The organism is Bacillus sp. H1a (assembly GCF_000633475.1).
Taxonomy (GTDB): Bacteria; Bacillota; Bacilli; order Bacillales; family Bacillaceae_G; genus Bacillus_A; species Bacillus_A paramycoides.
The window spans coordinates 17,197-39,571 of sequence record NZ_AYMH01000052.1 but is presented as its reverse complement, the minus strand read 5'-3'; the positions used below and the strand labels follow the sequence as shown (position 1 = coordinate 39,571).

General features: G+C 34.7%; 24 protein-coding genes. 8 read left to right on the top strand and 16 right to left on the bottom strand.

Annotation, left to right across the window (positions count from 1 at the left end):
* Positions 1-16: 16 nt before the first annotated feature.
* Positions 17-406, bottom strand: a complete 390-nt coding sequence (comJ, locus tag U860_RS0123480) for a competence protein ComJ (protein ID WP_025150417.1) — start codon at positions 404-406, stop codon at positions 17-19.
* Positions 407-445: 39 nt separating this feature from the next.
* On the bottom strand, positions 446-883 hold the full coding sequence (gene nucA, locus U860_RS0123475) for a DNA-entry nuclease (RefSeq protein WP_025150416.1): 438 nt from the start codon (positions 881-883) through the stop codon (positions 446-448).
* A gap of 236 nt (positions 884-1,119) precedes the next feature.
* Here nucA and U860_RS0123470 point away from each other — a divergent pair, with 236 nt between their 5' ends.
* Entirely contained in the window at positions 1,120-1,863 is a 744-nt protein-coding gene (locus U860_RS0123470) for a DUF3967 domain-containing protein (protein WP_025150415.1), read from the top strand.
* A 59-nt stretch (positions 1,864-1,922) separates the two neighbouring features.
* Here U860_RS0123470 and U860_RS0123465 read toward each other — a convergent pair whose 3' ends face one another.
* Positions 1,923-3,197, bottom strand: a complete 1,275-nt coding sequence (locus U860_RS0123465) for a sensor histidine kinase (RefSeq protein ID WP_025150414.1) — start codon at positions 3,195-3,197, stop codon at positions 1,923-1,925.
* A 308-nt stretch (positions 3,198-3,505) separates the two neighbouring features.
* Here U860_RS0123465 and U860_RS0123460 point away from each other — a divergent pair, with 308 nt between their 5' ends.
* Positions 3,506-3,706, top strand: coding sequence for a hypothetical protein (locus tag U860_RS0123460; protein ID WP_000929285.1), 201 nt, complete (start codon positions 3,506-3,508; stop codon positions 3,704-3,706).
* A gap of 238 nt (positions 3,707-3,944) precedes the next feature.
* Positions 3,945-5,108, top strand: a complete 1,164-nt coding sequence (locus U860_RS0123455; RefSeq protein WP_025150413.1) for an aminotransferase A — start codon at positions 3,945-3,947, stop codon at positions 5,106-5,108.
* Between the two features lie 13 nt (positions 5,109-5,121).
* On the opposite strand, the gene malR is transcribed toward U860_RS0123455, so the two are convergent.
* The 4 genes from malR to U860_RS0123435 form a co-directional block, all read right to left on the bottom strand.
* On the bottom strand, positions 5,122-6,144 hold the full coding sequence (gene malR, locus U860_RS0123450; protein WP_002173244.1) for a maltose operon transcriptional repressor MalR: 1,023 nt from the start codon (positions 6,142-6,144) through the stop codon (positions 5,122-5,124).
* A 283-nt stretch (positions 6,145-6,427) separates the two neighbouring features.
* Entirely contained in the window at positions 6,428-7,270 is an 843-nt protein-coding gene (gene malD / locus U860_RS0123445) for a maltosaccharide ABC transporter permease MalD (RefSeq protein WP_025150412.1), read from the bottom strand.
* Positions 7,271-8,572, bottom strand: coding sequence for a maltosaccharide ABC transporter permease MalC (gene malC, locus U860_RS0123440; RefSeq protein WP_025150411.1), 1,302 nt, complete (start codon positions 8,570-8,572; stop codon positions 7,271-7,273). It abuts the gene before it with no gap.
* Between the two features lie 77 nt (positions 8,573-8,649).
* The gene (locus U860_RS0123435) at positions 8,650-9,909 is read right to left on the bottom strand and encodes an extracellular solute-binding protein (RefSeq protein ID WP_025150410.1); all 1,260 of its coding nucleotides are present in this window, start codon (positions 9,907-9,909) and stop codon (positions 8,650-8,652) included.
* A 323-nt stretch (positions 9,910-10,232) separates the two neighbouring features.
* Between U860_RS0123435 and U860_RS0123430 the strand changes: the two genes are divergently transcribed.
* Entirely contained in the window at positions 10,233-11,993 is a 1,761-nt protein-coding gene (locus U860_RS0123430) for an alpha-glycosidase (RefSeq protein ID WP_025150409.1), read from the top strand.
* Between the two features lie 39 nt (positions 11,994-12,032).
* Here the strand turns inward: U860_RS0123430 and U860_RS0123425 are convergent, their stop codons facing one another.
* Positions 12,033-13,709 (bottom strand): alpha-glucosidase, encoded by a 1,677-nt coding sequence (locus tag U860_RS0123425; protein WP_025150408.1) that lies wholly within the window; start codon positions 13,707-13,709, stop codon positions 12,033-12,035.
* A gap of 274 nt (positions 13,710-13,983) precedes the next feature.
* On the opposite strand from U860_RS0123425, the gene ugpC reads away from it, so the two are divergent.
* On the top strand, positions 13,984-15,084 hold the full coding sequence (gene ugpC / locus U860_RS0123420) for a sn-glycerol-3-phosphate ABC transporter ATP-binding protein UgpC (RefSeq protein WP_025150407.1): 1,101 nt from the start codon (positions 13,984-13,986) through the stop codon (positions 15,082-15,084).
* Positions 15,085-15,153: 69 nt separating this feature from the next.
* Here the strand turns inward: ugpC and U860_RS0123415 are convergent, their stop codons facing one another.
* The 3 genes from U860_RS0123415 to U860_RS0123405 form a co-directional block, all read right to left on the bottom strand.
* Positions 15,154-15,663 carry an SDR family NAD(P)-dependent oxidoreductase gene (locus U860_RS0123415; protein WP_025150406.1) on the bottom strand — a complete coding sequence of 170 codons (510 nt, stop codon included), beginning with the start codon at positions 15,661-15,663 and terminating at the stop codon, positions 15,154-15,156.
* Positions 15,664-15,728: 65 nt separating this feature from the next.
* Positions 15,729-15,827 carry a hypothetical protein gene (locus tag U860_RS0123410; RefSeq protein WP_002173252.1) on the bottom strand — a complete coding sequence of 33 codons (99 nt, stop codon included), beginning with the start codon at positions 15,825-15,827 and terminating at the stop codon, positions 15,729-15,731.
* A 392-nt stretch (positions 15,828-16,219) separates the two neighbouring features.
* Positions 16,220-16,675 (bottom strand): RDD family protein, encoded by a 456-nt coding sequence (locus U860_RS0123405; RefSeq protein WP_025150405.1) that lies wholly within the window; start codon positions 16,673-16,675, stop codon positions 16,220-16,222.
* Between the two features lie 131 nt (positions 16,676-16,806).
* On the opposite strand from U860_RS0123405, the gene U860_RS0123400 reads away from it, so the two are divergent.
* The gene (locus tag U860_RS0123400) at positions 16,807-17,238 is read left to right on the top strand and encodes a DUF3997 domain-containing protein (RefSeq protein ID WP_025150404.1); all 432 of its coding nucleotides are present in this window, start codon (positions 16,807-16,809) and stop codon (positions 17,236-17,238) included.
* Positions 17,239-17,282: 44 nt separating this feature from the next.
* Here the strand turns inward: U860_RS0123400 and U860_RS0123395 are convergent, their stop codons facing one another.
* Positions 17,283-18,041 (bottom strand): hypothetical protein, encoded by a 759-nt coding sequence (locus U860_RS0123395; RefSeq protein WP_025150403.1) that lies wholly within the window; start codon positions 18,039-18,041, stop codon positions 17,283-17,285.
* A 40-nt stretch (positions 18,042-18,081) separates the two neighbouring features.
* Entirely contained in the window at positions 18,082-18,810 is a 729-nt protein-coding gene (locus tag U860_RS0123390) for a DUF4184 family protein (RefSeq protein WP_025150402.1), read from the bottom strand.
* A gap of 147 nt (positions 18,811-18,957) precedes the next feature.
* Here U860_RS0123390 and U860_RS0123385 point away from each other — a divergent pair, with 147 nt between their 5' ends.
* Positions 18,958-19,227, top strand: coding sequence for a hypothetical protein (locus U860_RS0123385; protein ID WP_025150401.1), 270 nt, complete (start codon positions 18,958-18,960; stop codon positions 19,225-19,227).
* A gap of 10 nt (positions 19,228-19,237) precedes the next feature.
* A complete protein-coding gene (locus U860_RS0123380; RefSeq protein WP_025150400.1) occupies positions 19,238-19,990 on the top strand; it encodes an AAA family ATPase in 753 nt (250 codons plus the stop codon).
* Positions 19,991-20,019: 29 nt separating this feature from the next.
* On the opposite strand, the gene U860_RS0123375 is transcribed toward U860_RS0123380, so the two are convergent.
* The 3 genes from U860_RS0123375 to U860_RS0123365 all read right to left on the bottom strand — a co-directional run bounded on the left by U860_RS0123375 (position 20,020) and on the right by U860_RS0123365 (position 22,185).
* On the bottom strand, positions 20,020-21,195 hold the full coding sequence (locus U860_RS0123375) for an acetyl-CoA C-acetyltransferase (RefSeq protein ID WP_002173259.1): 1,176 nt from the start codon (positions 21,193-21,195) through the stop codon (positions 20,020-20,022).
* A 139-nt stretch (positions 21,196-21,334) separates the two neighbouring features.
* Entirely contained in the window at positions 21,335-21,784 is a 450-nt protein-coding gene (locus tag U860_RS0123370) for an NUDIX hydrolase (protein WP_002173260.1), read from the bottom strand.
* A 107-nt stretch (positions 21,785-21,891) separates the two neighbouring features.
* A complete protein-coding gene (locus U860_RS0123365; RefSeq protein WP_002173261.1) occupies positions 21,892-22,185 on the bottom strand; it encodes a DUF3928 family protein in 294 nt (97 codons plus the stop codon).
* Positions 22,186-22,375: the final 190 nt, after the last annotated feature.

The following is a 22,375-nucleotide window of genomic DNA, read 5'->3' as shown; positions in this document are numbered from 1 at the left end:
AGGATAACACGCTTTTTTATTCTACACTCTCAAAACAGAAGTCGTATCGTACTTTATACAATTCATCGTCTGTTGGCTTTTCAAGAGGAGTCGCCTGCAAGACTATCATATATTCCCCATTCGGAATAGGAATATGCAATTTATTAGAAAGAATACTCGTTATAAAAACTCCTTCATTCTTCACAGTGAAAGGAACTGATATCGTTCGAACCACTTCTTCCTTCTCAATATGCTTTCCACAAGTCACTTCTACTTCACAAGTATAGTCAGAGATTGCTTCAAAAATAATCGCTCCATCCACCTCAGCATAACCTCTTTCAAAATCTTCAGGAGTCCAATCTACATAAGGCTGCTGATTATCAGAGTTCATCACCATTAATTGCGAATATGAAATTGTTAATTCCATAACTATCCTTCTCCTCCACTATGAAATGTACGCCGGTTACTACTTCACTTCAAATTTCACACGCGTACCATCTGGATATTTATCTAGCTTATTCCCTACCCAAGAACCTGCACCACGATTATCTGCTGGACTTATATATTCAATATGAGCTCCTTTTCCGCCTTCCTTACACATCGCCATTGGCCATTCATCGCGATCATAACCTTTCTTCGACGGATATGGTGCTAACGATAATTTCCTTCTATCCGCTGCACCATTACGATCAATTGTACAGATTTCTGAATGCCCTTCTTTTATAGCATCCGTTATATGTTTTCCCGTCTCTGGATAACGTTCTTTCGGGAACTCTAAAACTTGATCATACGTAGTTGTTGTTTTTTTATTACTTGTCTCCTCTGGAATAAGTACTTCATAGACCGCTACCAGCAGAGAAAGAATTGCAATAATTGAAATGATAATACCTTTTAATTGCTTCATGTGTACCTCCATGTTCCTACCAATTTCTTTTCCTCAGTTATTATAACAAACTTCTTCTATATATGTTTTCAGACATTATTTTAGCTCTTCCTCTCCATTCCGCCAAAAACATTCATTTTCCCTCACCTTTTCACTAATCCTGTAGAAAACTAATAACCTTCCGACATTCTTTTTCAAAGGAAGTTATCATAAAAGATTGAATTGGTATATACGATACTTTTTGGGGAGGAAATTTCATGGACGCAATCTATAAAACGAAAGATGTCACGAATAAAACAGGCATCCCAAAACATACAGTTCGAAAATATAGTCAACTTTTAGAGGAACATGGTTATATCATTTCAAAAGCTGCTGATGCGCGTATTTATAGAATGGATGATTTAAAACTATTAAAATCCATACACGAAAGAGCAGCGACATTACAAGAAGATATTTCAGAAACAATTCCAATTATTTTAAAGGAAAAAGATAATCCCCCAATACCAATTGCACAAAACAAACAAGAAGTACAAACAAAAGATGACGGGCGTAACTTTGAAGAATTCATGTTAAAGCTTGAGATGCTCGCTCAATTAAATGAGGCAATTATTCATCAAAATTCTACCCTTATTACACAAAATCGTTTAAAAGATGAGAAGTTAGATGAACTGATGCAACAAGTTTATGTCAAAGAAGGTTCACAAGAAAAAATGCTACAAGAGCTAGTTGATCACGCTGCTCAAACAGATGCACTCCAAAAAGAAAAGATGGACTTATTAATGAATCATATGTATAAGCGAGAATCCAAACAAGAAGAGAAAATGAATAAACTTGTCAACCAAATTTACAATAAAGACAGTAGCCGTGATGCACAGCTTATGCAAGTTATTCGCGAAATTCAAGAAACAAAAAGATTAGTCGCCGCCTCAAAAGAGCAAAGCTTCTTTCAATCATTTAGAAGTTTATTTGTTCGAACAAAACAAGAAAAAACAAATGAGTAAAATCATATATATTTTTCTAATGTAATATAAAATAAAAAGTTACCTTCTACCGGTAACTTTTATTCCTTATTTCTTACAGCTGGCAATATAATAATCGCTTCAGTTCCTTTTCCACTTTCACTTTTATATTCCAGTGTACCATTATGTGCTTGTAAAATACTAAATGTTACCATAAGCCCTAATCCTGTTCCTTTTTCTTTCAAAGAATAATAAGGTTGTCCAAGCCTTGCTAACTGTTCTTTTGTCATTCCAACACCACTATCTTTAACTCTTATTACGATCATTTCATCTTTTTGAACAGCTGTTACTTTTAAATACCCTTTGTTTCCTTGAATTGCTTCAATACCGTTTTTAACAACATTCATAATAGCTTGCTTCAACTTCGTCTTATCACCGATTGTGTAAAGACTCTCAGAAATCTCAACTTGCAAATATACACCTTGCATCGCTGCAAATGATGACATAAGAGTTGTCATTTCAATCAATTGCGCTGATAAACAAATATGCTCTTTCTTTTCAATTTGGGGCCTTGCTAAATTCAAATAATCTGAAATAATTTGTTCAGCACGATCTAGTTCAGCTAATACGAGACGCATATACTCTTTATTTTTCACGTCTTCCGTACTCTCTAGTAATTGGATAAATCCCCGTACAACAGTGAGGGGATTTCGAACTTCATGCGCTACACTTGCAGCTAGCTCACTTACAATATTAAGTTTTTCTGATTTTTGCATCTCTGTACGCAATAATGCATTCTCATTTAAATACTCAGTCAAATATACTTGAAATACCATTGTCATAACCATAATAAGTGAAGCAAATATATACCTACTATATAGATGAGATATATACGGTGTAAAGCCTGTGTCCAAAAGGACATTAAACATGCTAAATACTAATGAAACAAGAACATAAACTGATGAAATCATAAAAGCTAATATTAGCTTCTTATCTCTTGAAAAAAGAGACCATTTCTTTGACAAGAACAATGGAATTATCGAAAGAACTATTACTTCTACGATAGGAAACCAACTGATTCCCTTTAAAAACCATTCATATGTAACAAAAATAATGGCAGGGATGAGCCCAACAATCCCACCATATAAAAAACCACTAACAATCGGGATTGGATGAAAATTGTATCCGCAAACGGTACCAAAGCAAATAGAATATGTCATGGAGAGAACGAGTGTAACGCTAGATAAAAACATAATAAAGTAGCGATTAGGCTTCGGAAGCATTTCTTGATAACGACTTAAACGAATCGCTTCATATAAAAATAGTGGCAAAATAATGATGGCAATTTGGATCATTAAATCACGGATAAGCTCCATAGCCTCTCATCCCCTATATGTATTTTGATATGATTATATCATTTATAAGTCTATTTGTTTTAAAATTTTGATTTTTCTTAACATATTTGTTAATTATTTGTTAACAACTAATAATAAATGTTACAGATTTCCGAAATGATTGTAAACCCTGTACCAAATTTCCTTCGTGCAGTATACAATGAATACGGATTACAAAGAAAATAAAAAACACTTCACTGGACGGACAACTATCGCAAAATACAGCATATAATCCATACTATCTATGTTTACAAATAAGTGATCATTACTTTAGTAGGAGGAAGATAAATATGGCGGGTACTACGCTTGTTTTAAAAGAAGAAAATTTGGTTGTGCTAGAAAACGTTGAAAAATCAGTATACGAAGAATTGCAACATAAAACGGGGGAAGAAAACTGTACATGTGCTGTAAATGAATCTGTTGTCCATCTTGGCAAAGTATCTTCAGTACTTTGGAACGAAGATGAAATAGATTGGGAATACGGTTATTAAAAAGTCGCTTTCAGCGGCTTTTTTTGTGCAATACGTACAGCACAACATTTATACCTAGATTGAAGGAAAATCTTAATTACCTCACACCTAATCTGTTCTTATCTCTTACTTCCATTGAATTTTAATATAGGAGATCCTTACCGTTCACAAATAGCAGGATAAAGTTTATATACAAAGCGTAATAATGAAAAATATGATAAAATGAACTTAATTTTCAAACGGAAGAAAGGGAGATACAATGGAACAATTCATTAACCCTAGAGTGAAGGACATCCAAATTTCTGGAATCCGCCAGTTCTCTAACATGATTCAAAACTATGATAATCTTATCTCTTTAACAATTGGGCAACCCGATTTCCCTACACCTTCTCTAGTAAAAGAAGCTGCTAAACGGGCCATTACAGAAAATTATACAAGCTATACACATAACGCTGGTTTACTAAAATTACGCGAGGCGGCTTGTAACTTTGTAAAAGATAATTACGATTTACACTATTCACCTGAAAACGAAACCATTGTTACAATCGGTGCTAGCGAAGCGATTGATGTTGCATTCCGTACAATTTTGGAACCAGGAACGGAAGTGATTTTACCTGCTCCTATTTATCCAGGTTACGAGCCTATTATTCGACTATGCGGTGCAACGCCTATTTTTATAGATGTTCGTGAAACTGGATTTCGTTTAACAGCTGAAGCATTGCAAAATGCAATTACTGAACGAACAAGATGCGTTGTTTTACCGTATCCTTCTAATCCAACTGGTGTTACCCTATCAAAAGAAGAATTAAAAGATATTGTATCTGTCTTAAAAGATAAAAATATATTCGTTCTTTCTGATGAAATTTATAGTGAACTTGTATATGAAGAAAAGCACATGTCTATTGCTCATTTCCCAGAAATGCGAGAGAAGACTATTGTCATTAACGGCTTATCAAAATCACACTCTATGACTGGCTGGCGTATCGGACTTTTATTTGCCCCAAGCTATTTAGCAAAACATATTTTAAAAGTTCACCAATACAATGTTACATGTGCTACTTCAATTGCCCAATATGCTGCAATCGAGGCTTTAACAGCTGCTAAAGATGCACCGAAGGTGATGCGCCACCAATATAAAAAGCGCCTTGATTATGTATATAATAGACTCATTCAAATGGGCTTAACAGTCGAGAAGCCAACGGGGGCGTTTTACTTATTCCCATATGTCGGAAACTTAACATCTTCATCATTTGATTTTGCACTTGATCTTGTAAAAGAAGCCGGGCTGGCCGTCGTTCCTGGAACGGCATTTTCTGAATACGGTGAAGGCTACCTTCGCCTTTCCTACGCTTATAGTATCGAAACTTTAAAAGAAGGCTGTGACCGTTTAGAAGCCTTTCTAAAGCAAAAAGCTAAGAGTTAAACTCTTAGCTTTTTTATGCATAATGATCACAAGTTTGACGTTTCAATAACTTATGCGGAATAATGATACATTTTGCAGTAGACTCCGAATGCTCCACCTTATCGACTAAAGCTTTTGCTGCTTCATACCCTAATTGATAAATATTCACATCAACTGTCGAAAGTGGTGGACTAGCTATTTCTGATAATAAGGCATTGTTAAAGCTTACAATAGAAACATCCTTTGGTACAACGAACCCTTTTTTAGAAAGTGCGCTTAGTACGCCAAGTCCAATTAAATCATCAGTCGCCATAATTGCTGTCGGTGGTTGTTCAAGTCCCATTAACTCCTCTACAGCCTGTTGTCCACCTTCTCTTGAGAAATCAAAATGTAAAATATACTCTTTCGGTAATAAAATGTCTGCTAGTTTCAAAGCATCACTCATACCTGCCAAACGATCTCTCGTTACAAGTAAATCTGAGCCACCGCCAATGAACGCGATTTGTTTATGCCCTAATGAAATCAAATATTCCGCTACTTCTCTTGCAGCCGTATAATTGTCATTATCTACATATGTAATTTCATCTTTTCGATCATATGGTTTTCCGATTAAAACAAACGGGAAATTTTGATTATGTAAATACTGAATGATTCGGTCATTTTCTCTTGAATATAAAAGAATAATTCCACCAATTTGACGCCCTTGCACCATCTTTACAACACCATTAAAAATTTCGTCTTCCGTTTCACCTGTCGACATATAGAGCGCATACCCTTCCATGTGTGCGAATGAGCTAATTCCTCTTATAACTTCTGGGAAAAATGGATTTTGAAAAGCTTTACTTGCAGAACTCGGCATAACGAGTCCAAGCGTTTTCGTTGTTTGGTTCGCAAGGTTTCTTGCATTTAAATTTGGGTGATAGCCTAGTTCACTCATTACTTTTCGAACACGGCGCTTTGTTTTTTCACTTATACTTGGATTATCAGCAATTACACGTGAAACCGTCGATGGTGCAACATTTGCTTTCTTCGCCACATCTTTAATTGTAACTGTCATAAAAATCCCCTCCTCTCACTTTTCTGCCATATTTCATATATTGTTATCTTGCAATCGTTGCAAGTAATAGGAGAAATCGCAAACTTTCATCACTTCGTTCTATCTTGCAAAAATTATTATCTTCTCCCTCTCCATGTATTGTAAGGGATATAGCTTTATTTTCCTATACTATAATATACTATTTATTTCACATCTTTTCACATGTGATGTCAAATCTCTTTTCATCTCCCTACAAATTTTTTATAGGGAGATGAAAAGAGAAATGGGACGTAATGTCCCATTTTCATCCTTTCGTACCTCCAGCTGTTAAACCAGAAATAAAGTATTTTTGTAATGATAGGAATAAAATCGAAATTGGTATTGCAATTAATACAGAACCCGCTGCAAATGTTGTAAATTCATTACCAAATTTTTTCGCTACCATTTCATATAACCCAACTGCTAAAGTATAATTTTCCGGTGTGCGCAAAATAACACTCGCTAAAATAAAATCTGTAAATGGACCGATGAAAGTGAATAACGCTACAACCGCTACGATTGGTTTTGCAAGTGGCATAATAATTTGCCAGAAAATACGGAAATGCCCTGCTCCATCCATTCGAGCTGATTCGTCCAACTCTTTCGGAATCGTATCAAAATACCCTTTCATAAGCCATGTATTCATCGGAATTGCTCCGCCCACATAAATTAAAATTAATGCAAGATGTGTATCAATTAATCCTGTTAACTGAGCTAATATATATAGCGCGATTAACGCTGCAAAGTTCGGGATCATTTGGAGAATTAAAAATGTTAATAAACCATTCTTTCTTCCAACAAAACGATATCTCGAAAACGCATAAGCAGTAAAGCTAATTGCTAACACCGAAAAGATCATCGTCATTACACTAATTTTTAAAGTATTTTTATACCAAAGTAAGTAATTACTTGAATCAAGATCAAGTAGCTGACGATAATGATCTAACGTTGCATTTTTAGGAATAATGCTAGAGCCAGACAAACTATCTCCTGGATTAAACGATGAGCCAATAATCCATAGTAATGGATAGAAAATAATGACACACATTATGAAGATAACGAAATAACTTAATGAAAGACGTAACATCTTTTGTCGTTTAATATTCATTTACATCATATCCTCTTCTTGGAATGATTTTGTTCTCTTAAATTGCCATAACGCAACTGTAATAACGATTAACGATAAAATCATTGTAAGAGCTGCTGCTTTTCCGTACTGCGCCGAAGTCATCGTTAACTTATAAATCCATGAAATTAAAATATCCGTTCCACCTGCATTTTGTCCAGACACAGCAGGTCCCCCGCTATTAAATAGATAAATAATACTAAAATTATTAAAGTTAAACGTATATTGTGTAATTAAGATTGGAGCTGTTGCATATAGAACGAGTGGCAATGTAATTTTGCGGAACTGTTGCCAAGCTGTTGCACCATCTACTGTAGCTGCTTCATATAATTCTCCTGGAATCGATTGCAATATACCTGTTGTCATTGCAAAGATAAACGGGAATCCAAGCCACGTTTGAATCATAATTAAAGCGATTTTCGACCAAAATGGATCAGTCATCCAAGCAACCTTTTCAATTCCGAATAAATCTAATACTTGATTGTTAATTGCTCCAAATGTCTCATTAAACATACCAGCAAATACAAGAATAGACACGAATGCTGGAACAGCCCACGGCAAAATAAAGATTGTACGAATAATCGCCTTCCCTTTAATACCAGGCTGATTTACGATAATCGCTAAAAAAATTCCAAGTGCTACTTGTAATGTCGTTGCAACGAACGTCCAAATGACAGTCCAAGAGAACACACTTAAAAATGTATCTCTCCACATTGGTAATGTGAAAATATCAATAAAGTTTTTAAAGCCCACCCAATCAACCAATTTAGCTGGTGGCGAATGATACAAATCGTAGTTCGTAAATCCAATTAAAATTACGAAAATGATTGGAAATACAACAACAAAGATAAGTAATAGAAACCCTGGTGAAACCATTAAATATGGAAAACCTTGATCTAATAAGTTACGATATTGCTCTTTTACTGAGTTTAATGGTGTTCCTATATCACGTTTCTTCCCATTTTGATATGCATCATATAAATTAAATGCATATATTCCTAGTCCGAACACTATGACGATAAGTGCCAAAATCCCTTCTACTAATAGAAAGACAGAATGGTCGCGTGGAACTTCTGTACCTAGTGTTACAATTCCCCATAATCCTATATTTAATAAATCAGCAAATGCTACAATAAATGAACCTGTTAATACTAGAAAAATAAGACCTTTAACATATTGTTTATTATATAGTTGACCAATGCCTGGAATGATTGATAACATGGTTGCTAATTTCCTATGCTTTGAACCGTTCACATCTTTCGTTGGTTCTATAGATGTTTGCATGTTCCTTCCCCCTTTTTTCTTCCTACTTGGAAGGGAGAGAATTCGTGCCTCTCATATTTAGAGGCACGAATTTCACCTTATTTTTTCTTACTATGATTTGCCTCAATATTACCTTTAATTTGTTTCACTGCATCATCAAGTGCTGCTTTTGGCTCTTGTTTATTTGATACAACTAATTGAAGCGCATCTCCAGCTGGTTTCCAAACTTCTTGCATTTCTGGAATATTTGGCATTGGAATTCCATTTTCTGATTGAGTCGCAACTGCTTTTGCAGCCTCATTATCTTTAATAACTGGATCTTCCATTACTGATTTAACTGGAGGAATTTCTTTTGTTTTCTCAAATCGAATTTTTGCATTTTCTTCATTTGTTACCCACTCAGTGAATTTTGTAGCTAAATCATTTTGTTTAGAGAAGCTTGTTACATGCCATCCTTTTACCCCAACAAATGTTTTCATCGGTTGACCATTTGGTAATTTCGGCATTGGAGCAACACCATAATCAATTCCAGCCTTTTCCATCGCTTGGAATGCCCATGGTCCGTTCATAATAGATGCTGCTTTTCCTTCATTAAATAATCCATCTGCAGCTGAACCGCCAGATTCACCAATAATTCCTTTTGGTAATAATTTTTCTTTATACCATTTTTGAATATATTCAGCACCTTGTACTGCACCACTATTATTTAATCCAATATCTGTTGGAGTCAGTTTTCCATCTTTTTCACCAAATACATAACCGCCCATACCCGCCATAAACGCGTTAGCAAAATAGAAGTTATCTCCTAATGCTAAAAATCCGTACTTGCCATCCTTCGTAAAGTCTTTTGAGAAGTTAAACAGCTCGTCCATCGTTTCTGGTGCTTTTTGCATGAATTTTTTATTGTAAATAAAAATTGGTGTTTCAATTGCTTTTGGTAAACCGTATAGTTTTCCGTCGTATGTTTGTGCCTTTATTGATAGATCTGTAAATTTATTTTTTACCGTATCATCCACTTTCACCTCTGAAAGTAGCCCTTCTGTTACCGCATTACCAATATGATCATGCGGTAATGTTACAACATCTGGTCCTGTACCAGCTGGACCATCGAGACGAAGTTTTTCTATTTGTTTCGTCATCTGAACCTCTACAACTTTTACTTTCACATTATATTTCTTTTCAAAACTTTCCACTGCCGGCTCTAGACCAACACCTTTTTTCTCATCTTCCCAAACGAGAAGATCATAATCTTTCTTCTCTTTACTTGCTTCTTTTTTCCCTGAATCTTTCGGTCCACATGCAGATAACATACCGATTGACAATGCTGAAATCGTTAATAGTGATAATGCTTTCTTCATCCCAAAAACCTCCCTAAATTGTCTATGTACCTTTTAATTGAAAACGTTTGCATTAGATAGTTTAATAGAAGCGCAAACAATATCATAATCTATGAAAACGTTTGCGCTATTTGTCTATCATTATACATCCTTTTATTCATTTTGCAAATATTAATTTTCAAAATAATCTTCTTCTACTCTTTATACATTGACTTTATATGAAATGAATACTACTCTTATAAGCAATATTAAAGTTATGAGAAAAGCAATCGTTTGCAACACATTCTTTATTATTACGTTTAAGGGAACGATATGTATAGAGATATTAAAGGGGGATTTTCTATATGTTTAAAGAAGCGATTTATCATAGGCCAAAAGATAATTATGCATACGCTTACGACGAAAAAACGATTCACATCCGGATGCGTACAAAAAGAAACGATGTTCACACCGCCGCTCTCATCTACGGTGATCCTTACGAATGGCAAGATGGGAAATGGATTACAGCAAGTACACCGATGAAAAAAACTGGTTCTACTGAGCTATTTGATTATTGGTTAATTTCGATTGAACCAAAGTTTAAACGCTTACGTTATGGATTTGAATTAAAAAATGATGCAGAAACTCTTATTTATACAGAGCGCGGGTTTTTTTCTAACATCCCAAATGACGATGTTGGTAACTTTTTCTGTTTTCCGTTTATTCATGCAAAAGATGTTTTCAAAGCCCCGTCCTGGATTAAAGACACAGTATGGTATCAAATTTTCCCAGAACGATTTGCTAACGGGGATAGCGCAATAAATCCAAAGAATACTCTTCCTTGGGGAAGTACAGAGCCAACTGCGACTAATTTTTTCGGAGGTGACTTTGCTGGGATTCTTCAAAATCTTAATTATCTTGCGAAGCTTGGAATCTCCGGCATTTATTTCACTCCTATTTTTAAAGCTCATTCGAATCATAAATATGACACAATTGACTACATGGAAATTGATCCACAATTTGGGACAAAAGAAACTTTTAAAGAACTCGTTCAGGCGTGTCATAAACATGGTATAAAAGTAATGCTTGACGCTGTTTTTAATCATAGTGGATATTTTTTCGATAAATTCCAAGACGTACTAGAAAATGGCGAGAAGTCAGCTTATAAAGAGTGGTTCCACATTCATGAATTTCCGATCATAACCGAGCCACTTCCTAATTACGATACTTTCGCGTTTACACCATATATGCCTAAATTAAATACTGCACACCCAGATGTAAAAGAATACTTACTTGAAGTAGGTCGTTATTGGGTAAGAGAATTCCATATAGATGGTTGGCGCCTTGATGTAGCAAATGAAGTCGATCATAGTTTTTGGAGAGAATTCCGAAGTGAAATAAAAGCAATAAATCCTGAAGTATATATTTTAGGAGAAATTTGGCACGATGCACTCCCATGGCTACAAGGTGATCAATTTGATGCTGTCATGAGCTACCCTGTTACAAATGCTCTACTTTCTTACTTTGCTAACGACTCCATTAAAGCAAGTGAATTCATGAAACAAATTACAGAATCTTTACATTCCTACTCTATGAATGTAAACGAGGCTGCATTTCATTTATTAGACAGTCATGACACACCAAGAATTTTAACGACATGTAACGGGGATAAAAATAAGTTAAAGTTACTCTATGTATTCCACCTTTCCTTCATTGGTTCTCCTTGTATTTATTACGGAGACGAAATCGGTATGGATGGCGGAATGGACCCAGGTTGTCGTAAATGTATGATTTGGAATATAAAAGAACAAGACCATGTATTATTTACACATATACAAACATTAATTTCATTACGGAAACAATATAAGGCATTTGGAGGAAATGGTGCTTTTCAATTTATTGAAGCAAATGATGAACATAATTATATTTCTTATACAAAAACATATGAAGGTGAAACTATCTTTTTCGTTTTAAATCCTACTAACAACGAAATTACAGCTCCACTCCCTCTTCATATTACCGGAAAAAAAATAATCGATATATATACAAATGAAGAATTTTCAGCGGAAGCAAGTGTACTACAAGTTACACTCCCTCCGTATGGATTCTCAATATTAAAATGGTAATAGAAAAGGCCTTATGCCGCTCGGGCATAAGGCTTTTTCTTATTTTAATTTATACACCATTGCTTCATATGGACGTAATGTAATGTTATCTATCGATCCGCTTTCCACGTCGTAATTGTGTATTAATAACTCTGATTCGCTATAAATGATGTCCTCAGGCAATTCAAATACACATTCATCCGCAGTGAAGTTTGCAATAACAAGAAGTCTTTCTTCTCCATACGTTCTTACATAAGCAAAAATAGACGGGTTATTTTCTAGTATTAAATTATATGCTCCATACACTACTATTTCATTGTTTTTGCGTAACTCAATTAACTTTTTATAGTAATAAAAAATTGATTCTTCGTCTCGCATCGCCTGTTTCACATTAATCTCTTTGTAATTAGGATTTACCGCAATCCAAGGCTTACCCATTGTGAATCCAGCATGTTCTCTATCATCCCACTGCATCGGAGTTCTAGCGTTATCTCGGCCCTTTATATAAATAGATTGCATCACTTTATCTTTATCTTCGCCACGCTCTATAACTTTTTCTTTATACATATTTAGTGTTTCAATATCTCGATATTCATCAATTGATTCAAATCGAACATTGGTCATTCCGATTTCTTCCCCTTGATAAATATACGGTGTTCCCTTCATCATATGAAGTACTGTCGCTAACATTTTCGCTGATTCAGTACGATAAATCCCATCATTACCAAAACGAGATACAACGCGCGGCTGATCATGATTATTCCAATAAAGACTATTCCATCCCGTTTGTTCTAATGCTCTTTGCCATTTTGTTAAATTTTGTTTCAATGTAAGGAGTGAACATGGTTTTACATCCCATTTCCCGCCTTCTCCAGAATCTAAATCCATATGTTCAAATTGGAATACCATTTGCAATTCGTCCCGGTCTTCTCCTGTATACAATTTGGCCTCTTCTGTCGTTACTCCCGGCATTTCACCAACTGTCATAATATCATAATGAGACAATACCTCTTCATTTATTTCATGCAAATATTTATGAATGTTCGGACCGTTCATAAAATGCTTATGACCTGAAACATATCCTTCTTCGTCAGTTTCAACAGCTGGTAAGCCTTCTTCTTTAGAAATAAAATTAATAACATCCATACGGAATCCATCAATTCCTTTTTCTAACCAAAACTTCATCATTTCATAAACATCTTGTCTTACCTTTTCATTATCCCAATTTAAATCTGGCTGTTTTTTAGAAAACAGATGTAAATAATATTCATCTGTCATTTCATCATACTGCCATGCAGATCCACTAAAAGCTGCTCCCCAATTATTCGGCTCTTTCCCGTCTTTTCCAGGACGCCATATATAGTAATCTCTATATTCATTATCTTTCGATTTACGTGATTCAATAAACCAATTATGTTCATCTGAAGTATGATTAACAACTAAGTCCATCATAAGTTTCATATTACGTTTATGCATCTCATGCAATAGTTCATCCCAATCTCCCATTGATCCAAACTCATGCATGATTTTACAATAGTCACTTATATCATAACCGTTATCATCGTTTGGAGATTCATAGACTGGTGATAACCAAATTACATCAATACCTAATTCTTTTAAGTAATCTAGCTTCGAAAGAATCCCACGAAGATCACCTATACCATCACCGTTACTATCCATAAAACTACGAGGATAAATTTGATATACTACACTTTCTTTCCACCATTGCTTTTCCATTATGCTACCCCATTTCATCTATACTATAAATTCTTTTTCTTTTTTAAGGCGCAAACGTTTTCATTACTGAATGATAACAGATTCTATCCAAATTTAAAATAGCGCTTACAATGTTTATTTTCTTTTTTTAAGAAAACATACGGAACTTATTATATATTCATAAGAAGAATGAAAACGTTTTATTTTTTTCTAGTGTTTTTATTTATTTTTTGAATCTATTCGTTTATAATGAATTCAAAGAAAACGTTTGCATAAATTTCTAGGGGGAAATATCATGGCAGAACTGAAATTAGAAAACATTTATAAAATATATGATAATAACGTAACAGCCGTAACAGATTTTAATTTACACATTCAAGATAAAGAATTTATCGTATTCGTTGGTCCTTCTGGCTGCGGAAAATCTACAACACTACGAATGGTGGCTGGCCTTGAAGATATTTCAAAGGGAGAATTTTCAATTGATGGTAAGCTAATGAACGATGTTCCTCCAAAAGATCGAGATATCGCAATGGTCTTCCAAAACTACGCTCTTTATCCACATATGAGTGTATATGATAATATGGCATTTGGATTAAAACTTCGAAAAATACCGAAAGATGAAATCGACCGTCGGGTGAAAGATGCCGCTCAAATTTTAGGGCTTGAAGAATATTTAAATAGAAAACCAAAAGCTTTATCTGGTGGACAACGCCAACGTGTTGCATTAGGTCGAGCAATTGTTCGAGACGCAAAAGTTTTCTTAATGGATGAACCATTATCAAACTTAGATGCAAAACTACGTGTTGCAATGCGTTCAGAAATTTCCAAATTACACCACCGCCTTGGCACAACGACAATTTATGTAACACATGATCAAACAGAAGCAATGACAATGGCTTCACGTCTTGTTGTTATGAAAGACGGAAAGATCCAACAAATCGGAACTCCAAAAGAAGTATATGAAACACCTGAAAACATTTTCGTTGGTGGATTTATTAGCTCACCAGCAATGAATTTCTTCCGTGGTAAATTAACTGAAACCGATTTCGTTATAGACAACGCGCTAAAGATTAAAGTATCTGAAGGAAAAATGAAATTATTACGCGAACAAGGCTATGTAAATAAAGAAATCGTTTTAGGTATTCGCCCTGAAGATATTCATGACGAACTATTATTTTTAGAAGCTTCACAATCTACTACTTTCACAACAAAAATTGAAGTTGCAGAGTTGTTAGGTGCTGAATCCATTATATATATGAAACTTGGAAGTCAAGATTTCGCAGCACGTGTTGATGCAAGACATACTTTTTCACCTGGTGACCAAATTAAACTTGCATTTGATATGAACAAAGCACATTTCTTTGATAGTCAAACCGAACAACGTATTCGTTAAAAAGTAAATTCTTAATATATAACATACAAAAAAACCGTCCACATATATGCTTAGGGCGGTTTTCCATTATTATACTAGGGCTTCTATTGTATGAAATGGTTGTCCTTTCGTGCTAATAATACCGAAAACCGGTAAGTCACTGAGCACCACTTCTTCTTGCTGTTTCATAAAAGATGACGTTAATTGTTTTATCTCTATCCAAACATCATTAATACAAAGTACATTGGAATCGTTCTCTTGTTGACGGGAAAAAATAGAATCTATTTTATATAGACCAGCATTTTGAAAAAGCATATCAACACGACTGTATGCCTCCATTGCAAAACTGATAACTCGTTGCCAATCTCCTTGCTTTTCCATATCATAGGAGACAAAAAGTGCCTCTCCGCCTAGATTCGTAATTTCATCCGCTGTTGCTTGTCCACTTTCTTGATCAATGTCCGTCACAATTACTTTTGCGCCTTGCTTAGCCAACAAAAGAGCTGTACTACGTCCAATACCGATGCCACCACCAGTTACAATGGCAACTTTTCCTGCAAGCTTCATTTTCATTACCCCTTCTATAAGTCTTACCGTCATTCAGTATACTCCTTTATTAGATTAGTCTGCAAGCAGGAAAAGTTAACACTATAAATTGTAAACGTTTACTTTTTTACTCCTTCTTTTTTCTTACTATTATATTGATCAAAAATTAAACCGATAAAAATAAGAATTCCCCAAAAAATCAAGCTACCTCCCGTCATTCTAACTTCCCCCTTTGTTATATAACAATATTATGTGTATTCATTATATAATTTTCTTAATTTTCAATCTATTAAAACAAAAAATAGGATGTTTGAATTAGCTACTCGCTTCTTTAAACATCCTTCAGTAATATGGAGGGTACTATATAGGAGATATCCGCCCTATATAAATTCCATTATATCAATTCCTTTTATCGAATTTTGTAAAATAATAAGAGGTAAATGATTATTTTTACAAAATTCAAATAAGACTCCCATCTAAATTAAATGGGAGTCTCGCTGCTCGTAAAAACACGATTGGTAAGGCTTATAATCAATAGGGAGAGAAACGCTGATTCCCCCCCCCACTTTATTACTATTATTTTTAATAGAATACATAATTTACATATCGCTTATACAAGACTCATCACTTTCGTCTTTGCAATTAAATCATGGAAGCCACAATTATCTTTGCGGAATAACATCATATATACATTGCATATTAATGGAATTCCAAGTAATAATATGCCTGGTAATAATAATACAAAAAATCGTATTATTAATGTTTGTAACGTTAGTTTTTCACTCGTTAATGAGATTATTTTTGTTCTTGTTACCTTTTTACCAAGTGTAGAACCGTTCCAAAGAAAAGGTAACACAATAAAATTTATTGCCATTAATATGAAAACAAGTGTGAGGTCATACCTATAGTCACCTAAACTTATATTAAAACGATTAAAAATAGCACTATAGTTTCCGGTGATAATAGCTACTACTGCACCGTACGTAACCGAGATTAAAAACATGTCAATAAGGGAAGCACCTATGCGATTCATTACAAGCGCTGGACGATGCATCTTTAACTTCATTCTGTGTCGACTCCTTCATATCCTTCTTTACCCGTTTCATCGTACCACTTCTAAAAAACATTGTAAACTAGCGTTTCTCTTACTTTTCTTGTACAATGTGTTACAACAGCATTGTAAAGGAGGTTCCCATATTGAAAAGATGGATAATCCTATTTGCCGCATTCTTATTAACAGGTTGTGCAGGCAATACAAATCATTTAACCTATACGATTAACGATGAATACGAACTCATGCATACTTCTGAAGATGCATTTGAACTTTTCCCCACACAGGATGCTGTATATGCAACACAGTATATCCCTGCAAAGATTACAGAGATTGCTTGGGATGATAAATATATTATCGCAAAACAAATTGAGGAAAAATCAGATCCAAATAATCCTGATTCAGCAATAACAAATAAAAAAAGTGAACATTATTGGATTATCGATGTAAAACACAATAAACGATTCGGTCCTTATAATGAAAAACAATTTAATGAACAAAAAGATGCTTTTAAAATTAAAGTGCCTTTTCAAAATGTAGAGTCATACGTTAAAGAACTAAAAAAACAGTCAGCATAATTTTGAATGCTGACTGTTTTTTCTTACATTATTATTAAGATATCTTATTTAGAAAGTGAAATATTAAAAGTTTGCGGTTCTTTAACAGTTTCATTTGTATCTCCTGCTGCTAAATCATCTGTCGTAAACTTAATATCCTTTACTTTTTCTTTTCCATCATCGAGTATTAGACCGATAATTCCTTCTCGTGTCTCACCAGGCTTATAATCTTCCCTGGATACACTCTTTGTACCAACGAGGGTATCTTCATCGTATAAAAAGTTTTGGGTCGCTACATTAAAATGTTGTTTGTCATTTATTGTAACATCATTCATGGAGAAAAATTGCATATTTTTATCTCCACTATTTTCTACCTTATATGTAATTTCAACATAACGAATCGTATCACTAATCTCTGTTCCACTTAACGATGCGTATAATTCAGCATCTTCTTGACTAACTTTATCTCCCAATCTACGCTTTACTTCTTCAGGAGTTAATGCAGTATACACTTTTAATGTATTTTTTGCATCTTTGCTCATTTGTGATAATGAGATTACTTTAACGTCTTGTACGTGAATTTTCATTGGGGCCACTTCAAATGTTTGATTCACAGAATTGATCTGTTCTAATTCAAAAGTCCCCCATCCTTTTTCTTTCACCTTTTGCCCTATTTTTTTAAGCTCACGCCCACCATACTCTTTTGTTTCTGGAATAGATTCTTTCTTTTTAGGTTCTGCTTTCTTTTCTTCTTGATGGAAGCAACCACTTAACATAAGAAGAAAACTACATAAAACAAAAATACTTTTCCATGCTTTCATCATTTAATTTCTCCTAACACTATCATTCATTAAAATACATTAATTAGTCCCTTGTTTTGTAAACTATAGAAACAATGAGAAGTCCACAAAACGAACTTGTCAGTCCAGCTACTATTATACCTCCTATTTGGAAAATATGAAAATAGGGGTCTAATAACGCGTGAACGATAAATATAATGGCTGCCACAACGATTGATGAAGCCCAATATTTCCTTTTTTCCGAAGCTAAACTAATATCTTTATCCGTTTCTCTCCTATATTTCCATAGTACATATATTAGTAATAGTAGACCAAAGCATGTACTCCCATGCTGCATATATTTGTAAATTGGAATACCATGTAATTCTTGCTGTAACAACGGCATTTTCACAACAAAATAGCCTGTCTTATGAGTAAACGCATCCCAGACTACATGCGTCACCATACCGAATAGAGCAGAATAGCAAAATACAAAAAGGTCTTTCCATGTATAAAGCCCCCACTTCTCATCTACTACATATTTATAGTAACTAGCAAAAGGCTTAGGTAAATGTGTTATACATGGTCCTTTTAAAATACGATGATATGCATATGCTAATAAAATAACAAGTGGTAAATTCAAATATAAAAACCCAGACCATGTATGTCCAATAATACCGTATGGCCTAAAATGTAAAAAATATTCAAAATCAGGTGCCATACTACCTAATATAAGGGCCGTCACTGAAATATAGCTAGAATGTTTCTTAGCGAAAGGGAGAACAGCTGCTGGATGTGCAAATGTAAACGGCATGTTTTAGCTCCTTTTCATATTTTCAATAGAATACATTCTATCATAACGACATGAACAATCTCTATGCAATATTTATTTTCACATTGGAATATGATAGTTTAAATGTTATAATCACATGAAATATTCAGACAATAAGGAGAGATTCATGTGTCTTTAACACTTTTCTTTTCTCTTATTCTTTCTATTCTTTTAATAAGTACATACATAGGATTTTTTCTATGGAAGAACTTTAACATTATAAAATATACGCCTGCTCTAATTGGCTTTATGAGCCTTCTTTTCATTTTTATATTGAAGAGAATGACTTTCGGATGGGAAGGTCTCGGTTTTGGCGCACTTCAATATACGATATTATTAGCAAGCTGTCTTACACTTGTATTCGCTGCTTTTTTAGAAACAAAATCCCTTATGAATTGAGGTTTGTACATTGATCGAAACACCCTTTTTAAAAAGTGTCTCATTACAAAAAGAAAATATCCCTAGTTTTTCCGCATATCCATACTGTTTACCGGCCATTCGAACATTACAATCACTCGTTTTCCATCCGAATGTAACATTCATTATTGGAGAAAACGGAACTGGTAAATCAACATTACTCGAAGGAATTGCAGTTTCTCTAGGTTTTAATGCAGAAGGAGGAACGAAGAACTTCCGTTTTAACACGTATGATTCACATTCACCTTTACATGAATACATTCGAATTTCAAAAAGTTTCAACACACCGAAAGACGGATTCTTTCTACGTGCCGAATCATTTTATAACGTCGCTTCTTACATTGATGAAATGGATAACGATTCAGAAGGACTTGGGGAAAAAGTTATTAATTCTTATGGTGGTATTTCACTACACGAACAATCCCATGGAGAATCATTCTTCTCATTATTTATGAATCGCTTTTCAGGGCAAGGTTTATACATTTTAGATGAGCCTGAGGCAGCTTTATCCCCAATGAGACAACTTTCAATGCTTATTCGTATGCATGAACTAGCTGAACAAGGTTCACAATTTGTTATTGCGACTCATTCTCCTATTTTAATGGCTTATCCCGAATCTACTATATATTCTTTAACTCAAGAAGGGATTCACGAATCGACATTAGAAGAAACGGAGCATTACCAAACGACGAAACTTTTCTTTGAAAATCGCGATCGATTATTTCATCACTTATTTGAGTCATAAAAAAAGAGGCAGCAATCGCTGCCTCTTTTTTATAGCGCTTCTATAAATAATGCTACTCCAATACCGCCTCCAACGCATAGAGAGGCAATACCTTTTTCTAATCCACGTCGTTTTAACTCGTGAATTAAACTTACCGTAATACGAGCTCCTGTACAACCGATTGGATGTCCAAGTCCTACACCACTACCGTTTACATTCACTTTCTCACGATCTAAACCTAATTCTTTCTCTACAGCTAAATATTGCGCAGCGAAAGCTTCATTAATTTCAAGTAAATCAGCGTCTTCTAATGACCACTCTACTTTTTCTAATCCTTTGCGAATTGCTGGTGCCGGTCCAATCCCCATAATTTTCGGATCTACTCCAGCTACTGAATATCCAACAATTTTAGCTAATGGCTGTAAGCCTTTTTCCTTCGCTTTTTCTTCACTCATTAATACTAGAACTGCACTTCCATCATTAAGACCAGATGCATTCCCTGCAGTTACTGATCCACCTTTACGGAAAGCTGGTTTTAATCCTGCTAATTTTTCAGCTGTAATATCTGCACGTGGATGTTCATCCTTTGCAAATACAACTTCTTTTCTACGTTCTTTTATCGTAATAGGAACAATTTGATCGTCAAAATATCCAGACTCAATCGCTTGCAGCGCCAATGTATGACTACGAAGCGCAACTTCATCTTGTTCCTCTCTTGTAATTTCATATTGTTCAACTAAGTTTTCCGCTGTTTCCCCCATCATAATATGATGGATCGGATCTTCTAAAACTTCCCACACCGTATCACGAATTTCTCCGTGCTGTAGACGTTGTCCCCAGCGGTGTTGTTTTAATGCATAAGGGCTCGAACTCATCGCTTCTACTCCACCTGCAACAACAATATCACTTACACCTAATTGGATTTGCATTGCAGCGGACATAATCGCTTGCATACCTGAAGAACATTGACGTTGAATCGTATAACCAGTAACTGTGTCAGGAAATCCTGCCGCTAATGCAGCCGTTCTTGCCGTATTTGCTTCATCAGTTCTTTGAATACAATGACCTAAAATTACTTCATCAACTTCATGTGGCTCCACTCCGCCTCTTTTTACAGCTTCCTGAAGTACAGGAACAGCTAATTCTACTGGTGTTATATTTTTTAGTGCTCCTCCAAAAGTTCCAATTGGTGAACGAACTGCAGCTGTAATGACAACATTATGCATTTTGTACTTGCCCCTCTCTTATGTACCCTAATAAGTTTTTAGATGGATTTCCATAAGATGTATGTCTACCATTATCATACTATAAACATACTAAAAAATCAAAATATTTAATATAATAAAAATAGAAGGAATTAACCTTCTATTCTGTTAATGCGTATAAAAATTTTTGTAAAATCTTCTCTGTCGTTTCATTCAATTTCGGTAACTTATCTACCGGAAAATATTGAAGCTGCAACCCTTCATGATCCAGCCTTAATTCTCCACTTACATGATGCGCCTGATAAAGATGAATTACATTAAAAATTTCATCTCCATTTGGATAACGGAAATAAACTTCCTTTCCTGAAAGAACACCAAGAAATTGCATTATTTTCGCACTTAGCCCCGTCTCCTCGAATAATTCTCTACGAGCAGTTTCTTCTGTCGTTTCACCCAGTTCCATCGCCCCACCAGGTACACCCCAATCATATGTATCTGAACGATATTGAAGCAATACTTCTTGATTATCATTTAATATAATAATTGCTGATCCTACTAGAATAAGTGGTCTCGTACCAACTACTTTGCGTAACTCTTCAATATACCCCAATATGCAAACTCTCCTTTCCTCACCCTTCCTTATCATAACAAAATTCTCTTCCCTTTGTTGATGTAATTTTCAATTAAAAAAGGAAGCTTTCGCTTCCTTTTTTACCTTTATTTTCTAAGACTTTCGTATTTTACAGTTTCAAAAGCCTCTTCAATTTCCTCATTACGATAATGGACATATGTAAAACGCCCCAATTCTACTAATCTAGCTATTTCTTGTAGCGCTTTATATTGGTCATATTTTTCTTCAATTGTAATATGTACATGAAATTTCATTAATGGATGTTCATATAAAGGTTCTCCCACCTCTACATATACATCTTCAACCCCTTGCACAACTCTTACATAGCTCGCAAATTGATAAAGAGCTTCTCTGTCTGAAACAATTTTTAATGTATACATATATACTCCCCCTTTTCTTTACTATATCAAAAAGATGACCATACTACGTTATAGAACTATGAAATTTTTTCGACTTATATTATATATATTTCAACAAAAACGGTTATACGCCTCCAAAAATAGAAGTAATGACAACTAGGGTTTTTATCCATACCTACCACCTTTTCCTCACATATATTATAGGAAGAAT

Bases quoted from the DNA above. Each gene is read 5' to 3' on its own strand.
- U860_RS0123405 (WP_025150405.1), bottom strand. From the start codon at position 16,675: ATGAAGTTAAAGATGCATCGTCCAGCGCTTGTAATGAATCGCATAGGT.
- U860_RS0123435 (WP_025150410.1), bottom strand. From the start codon at position 9,909: ATGAAGAAAGCATTATCACTATTAACGATTTCAGCATTGTCAATCGGT.
- U860_RS0123425 (WP_025150408.1), bottom strand. From the start codon at position 13,709: ATGGAAAAGCAATGGTGGAAAGAAAGTGTAGTATATCAAATTTATCCT.
- U860_RS0123410 (WP_002173252.1), bottom strand. From the start codon at position 15,827: ATGACGGGAGGTAGCTTGATTTTTTGGGGAATTCTTATTTTTATCGGT.
- U860_RS0123390 (WP_025150402.1), bottom strand. From the start codon at position 18,810: ATGCCGTTTACATTTGCACATCCAGCAGCTGTTCTCCCTTTCGCTAAG.
- U860_RS0123460 (WP_000929285.1), top strand. From the start codon at position 3,506: ATGGCGGGTACTACGCTTGTTTTAAAAGAAGAAAATTTGGTTGTGCTA.
- malR (WP_002173244.1), bottom strand. From the start codon at position 6,144: ATGACAGTTACAATTAAAGATGTGGCGAAGAAAGCAAATGTTGCACCA.
- malC (WP_025150411.1), bottom strand. From the start codon at position 8,572: ATGCAAACATCTATAGAACCAACGAAAGATGTGAACGGTTCAAAGCAT.
- nucA (WP_025150416.1), bottom strand. From the start codon at position 883: ATGAAGCAATTAAAAGGTATTATCATTTCAATTATTGCAATTCTTTCT.
- U860_RS0123375 (WP_002173259.1), bottom strand. From the start codon at position 21,195: ATGCATAATGTTGTCATTACAGCTGCAGTTCGTTCACCAATTGGAACT.
- U860_RS0123465 (WP_025150414.1), bottom strand. From the start codon at position 3,197: ATGGAGCTTATCCGTGATTTAATGATCCAAATTGCCATCATTATTTTG.
- U860_RS0123395 (WP_025150403.1), bottom strand. From the start codon at position 18,041: ATGATGAAAGCATGGAAAAGTATTTTTGTTTTATGTAGTTTTCTTCTT.
- comJ (WP_025150417.1), bottom strand. From the start codon at position 406: ATGGAATTAACAATTTCATATTCGCAATTAATGGTGATGAACTCTGAT.
- ugpC (WP_025150407.1), top strand. From the start codon at position 13,984: ATGGCAGAACTGAAATTAGAAAACATTTATAAAATATATGATAATAAC.
- U860_RS0123470 (WP_025150415.1), top strand. From the start codon at position 1,120: ATGGACGCAATCTATAAAACGAAAGATGTCACGAATAAAACAGGCATC.
- U860_RS0123430 (WP_025150409.1), top strand. From the start codon at position 10,233: ATGTTTAAAGAAGCGATTTATCATAGGCCAAAAGATAATTATGCATAC.
- U860_RS0123455 (WP_025150413.1), top strand. From the start codon at position 3,945: ATGGAACAATTCATTAACCCTAGAGTGAAGGACATCCAAATTTCTGGA.
- U860_RS0123365 (WP_002173261.1), bottom strand. From the start codon at position 22,185: ATGTATACATTAAAAATTGTTTCAGACAGAGAAGCTCTTTATCAATTT.
- U860_RS0123415 (WP_025150406.1), bottom strand. From the start codon at position 15,663: ATGACGGTAAGACTTATAGAAGGGGTAATGAAAATGAAGCTTGCAGGA.
- malD (WP_025150412.1), bottom strand. From the start codon at position 7,270: ATGAATATTAAACGACAAAAGATGTTACGTCTTTCATTAAGTTATTTC.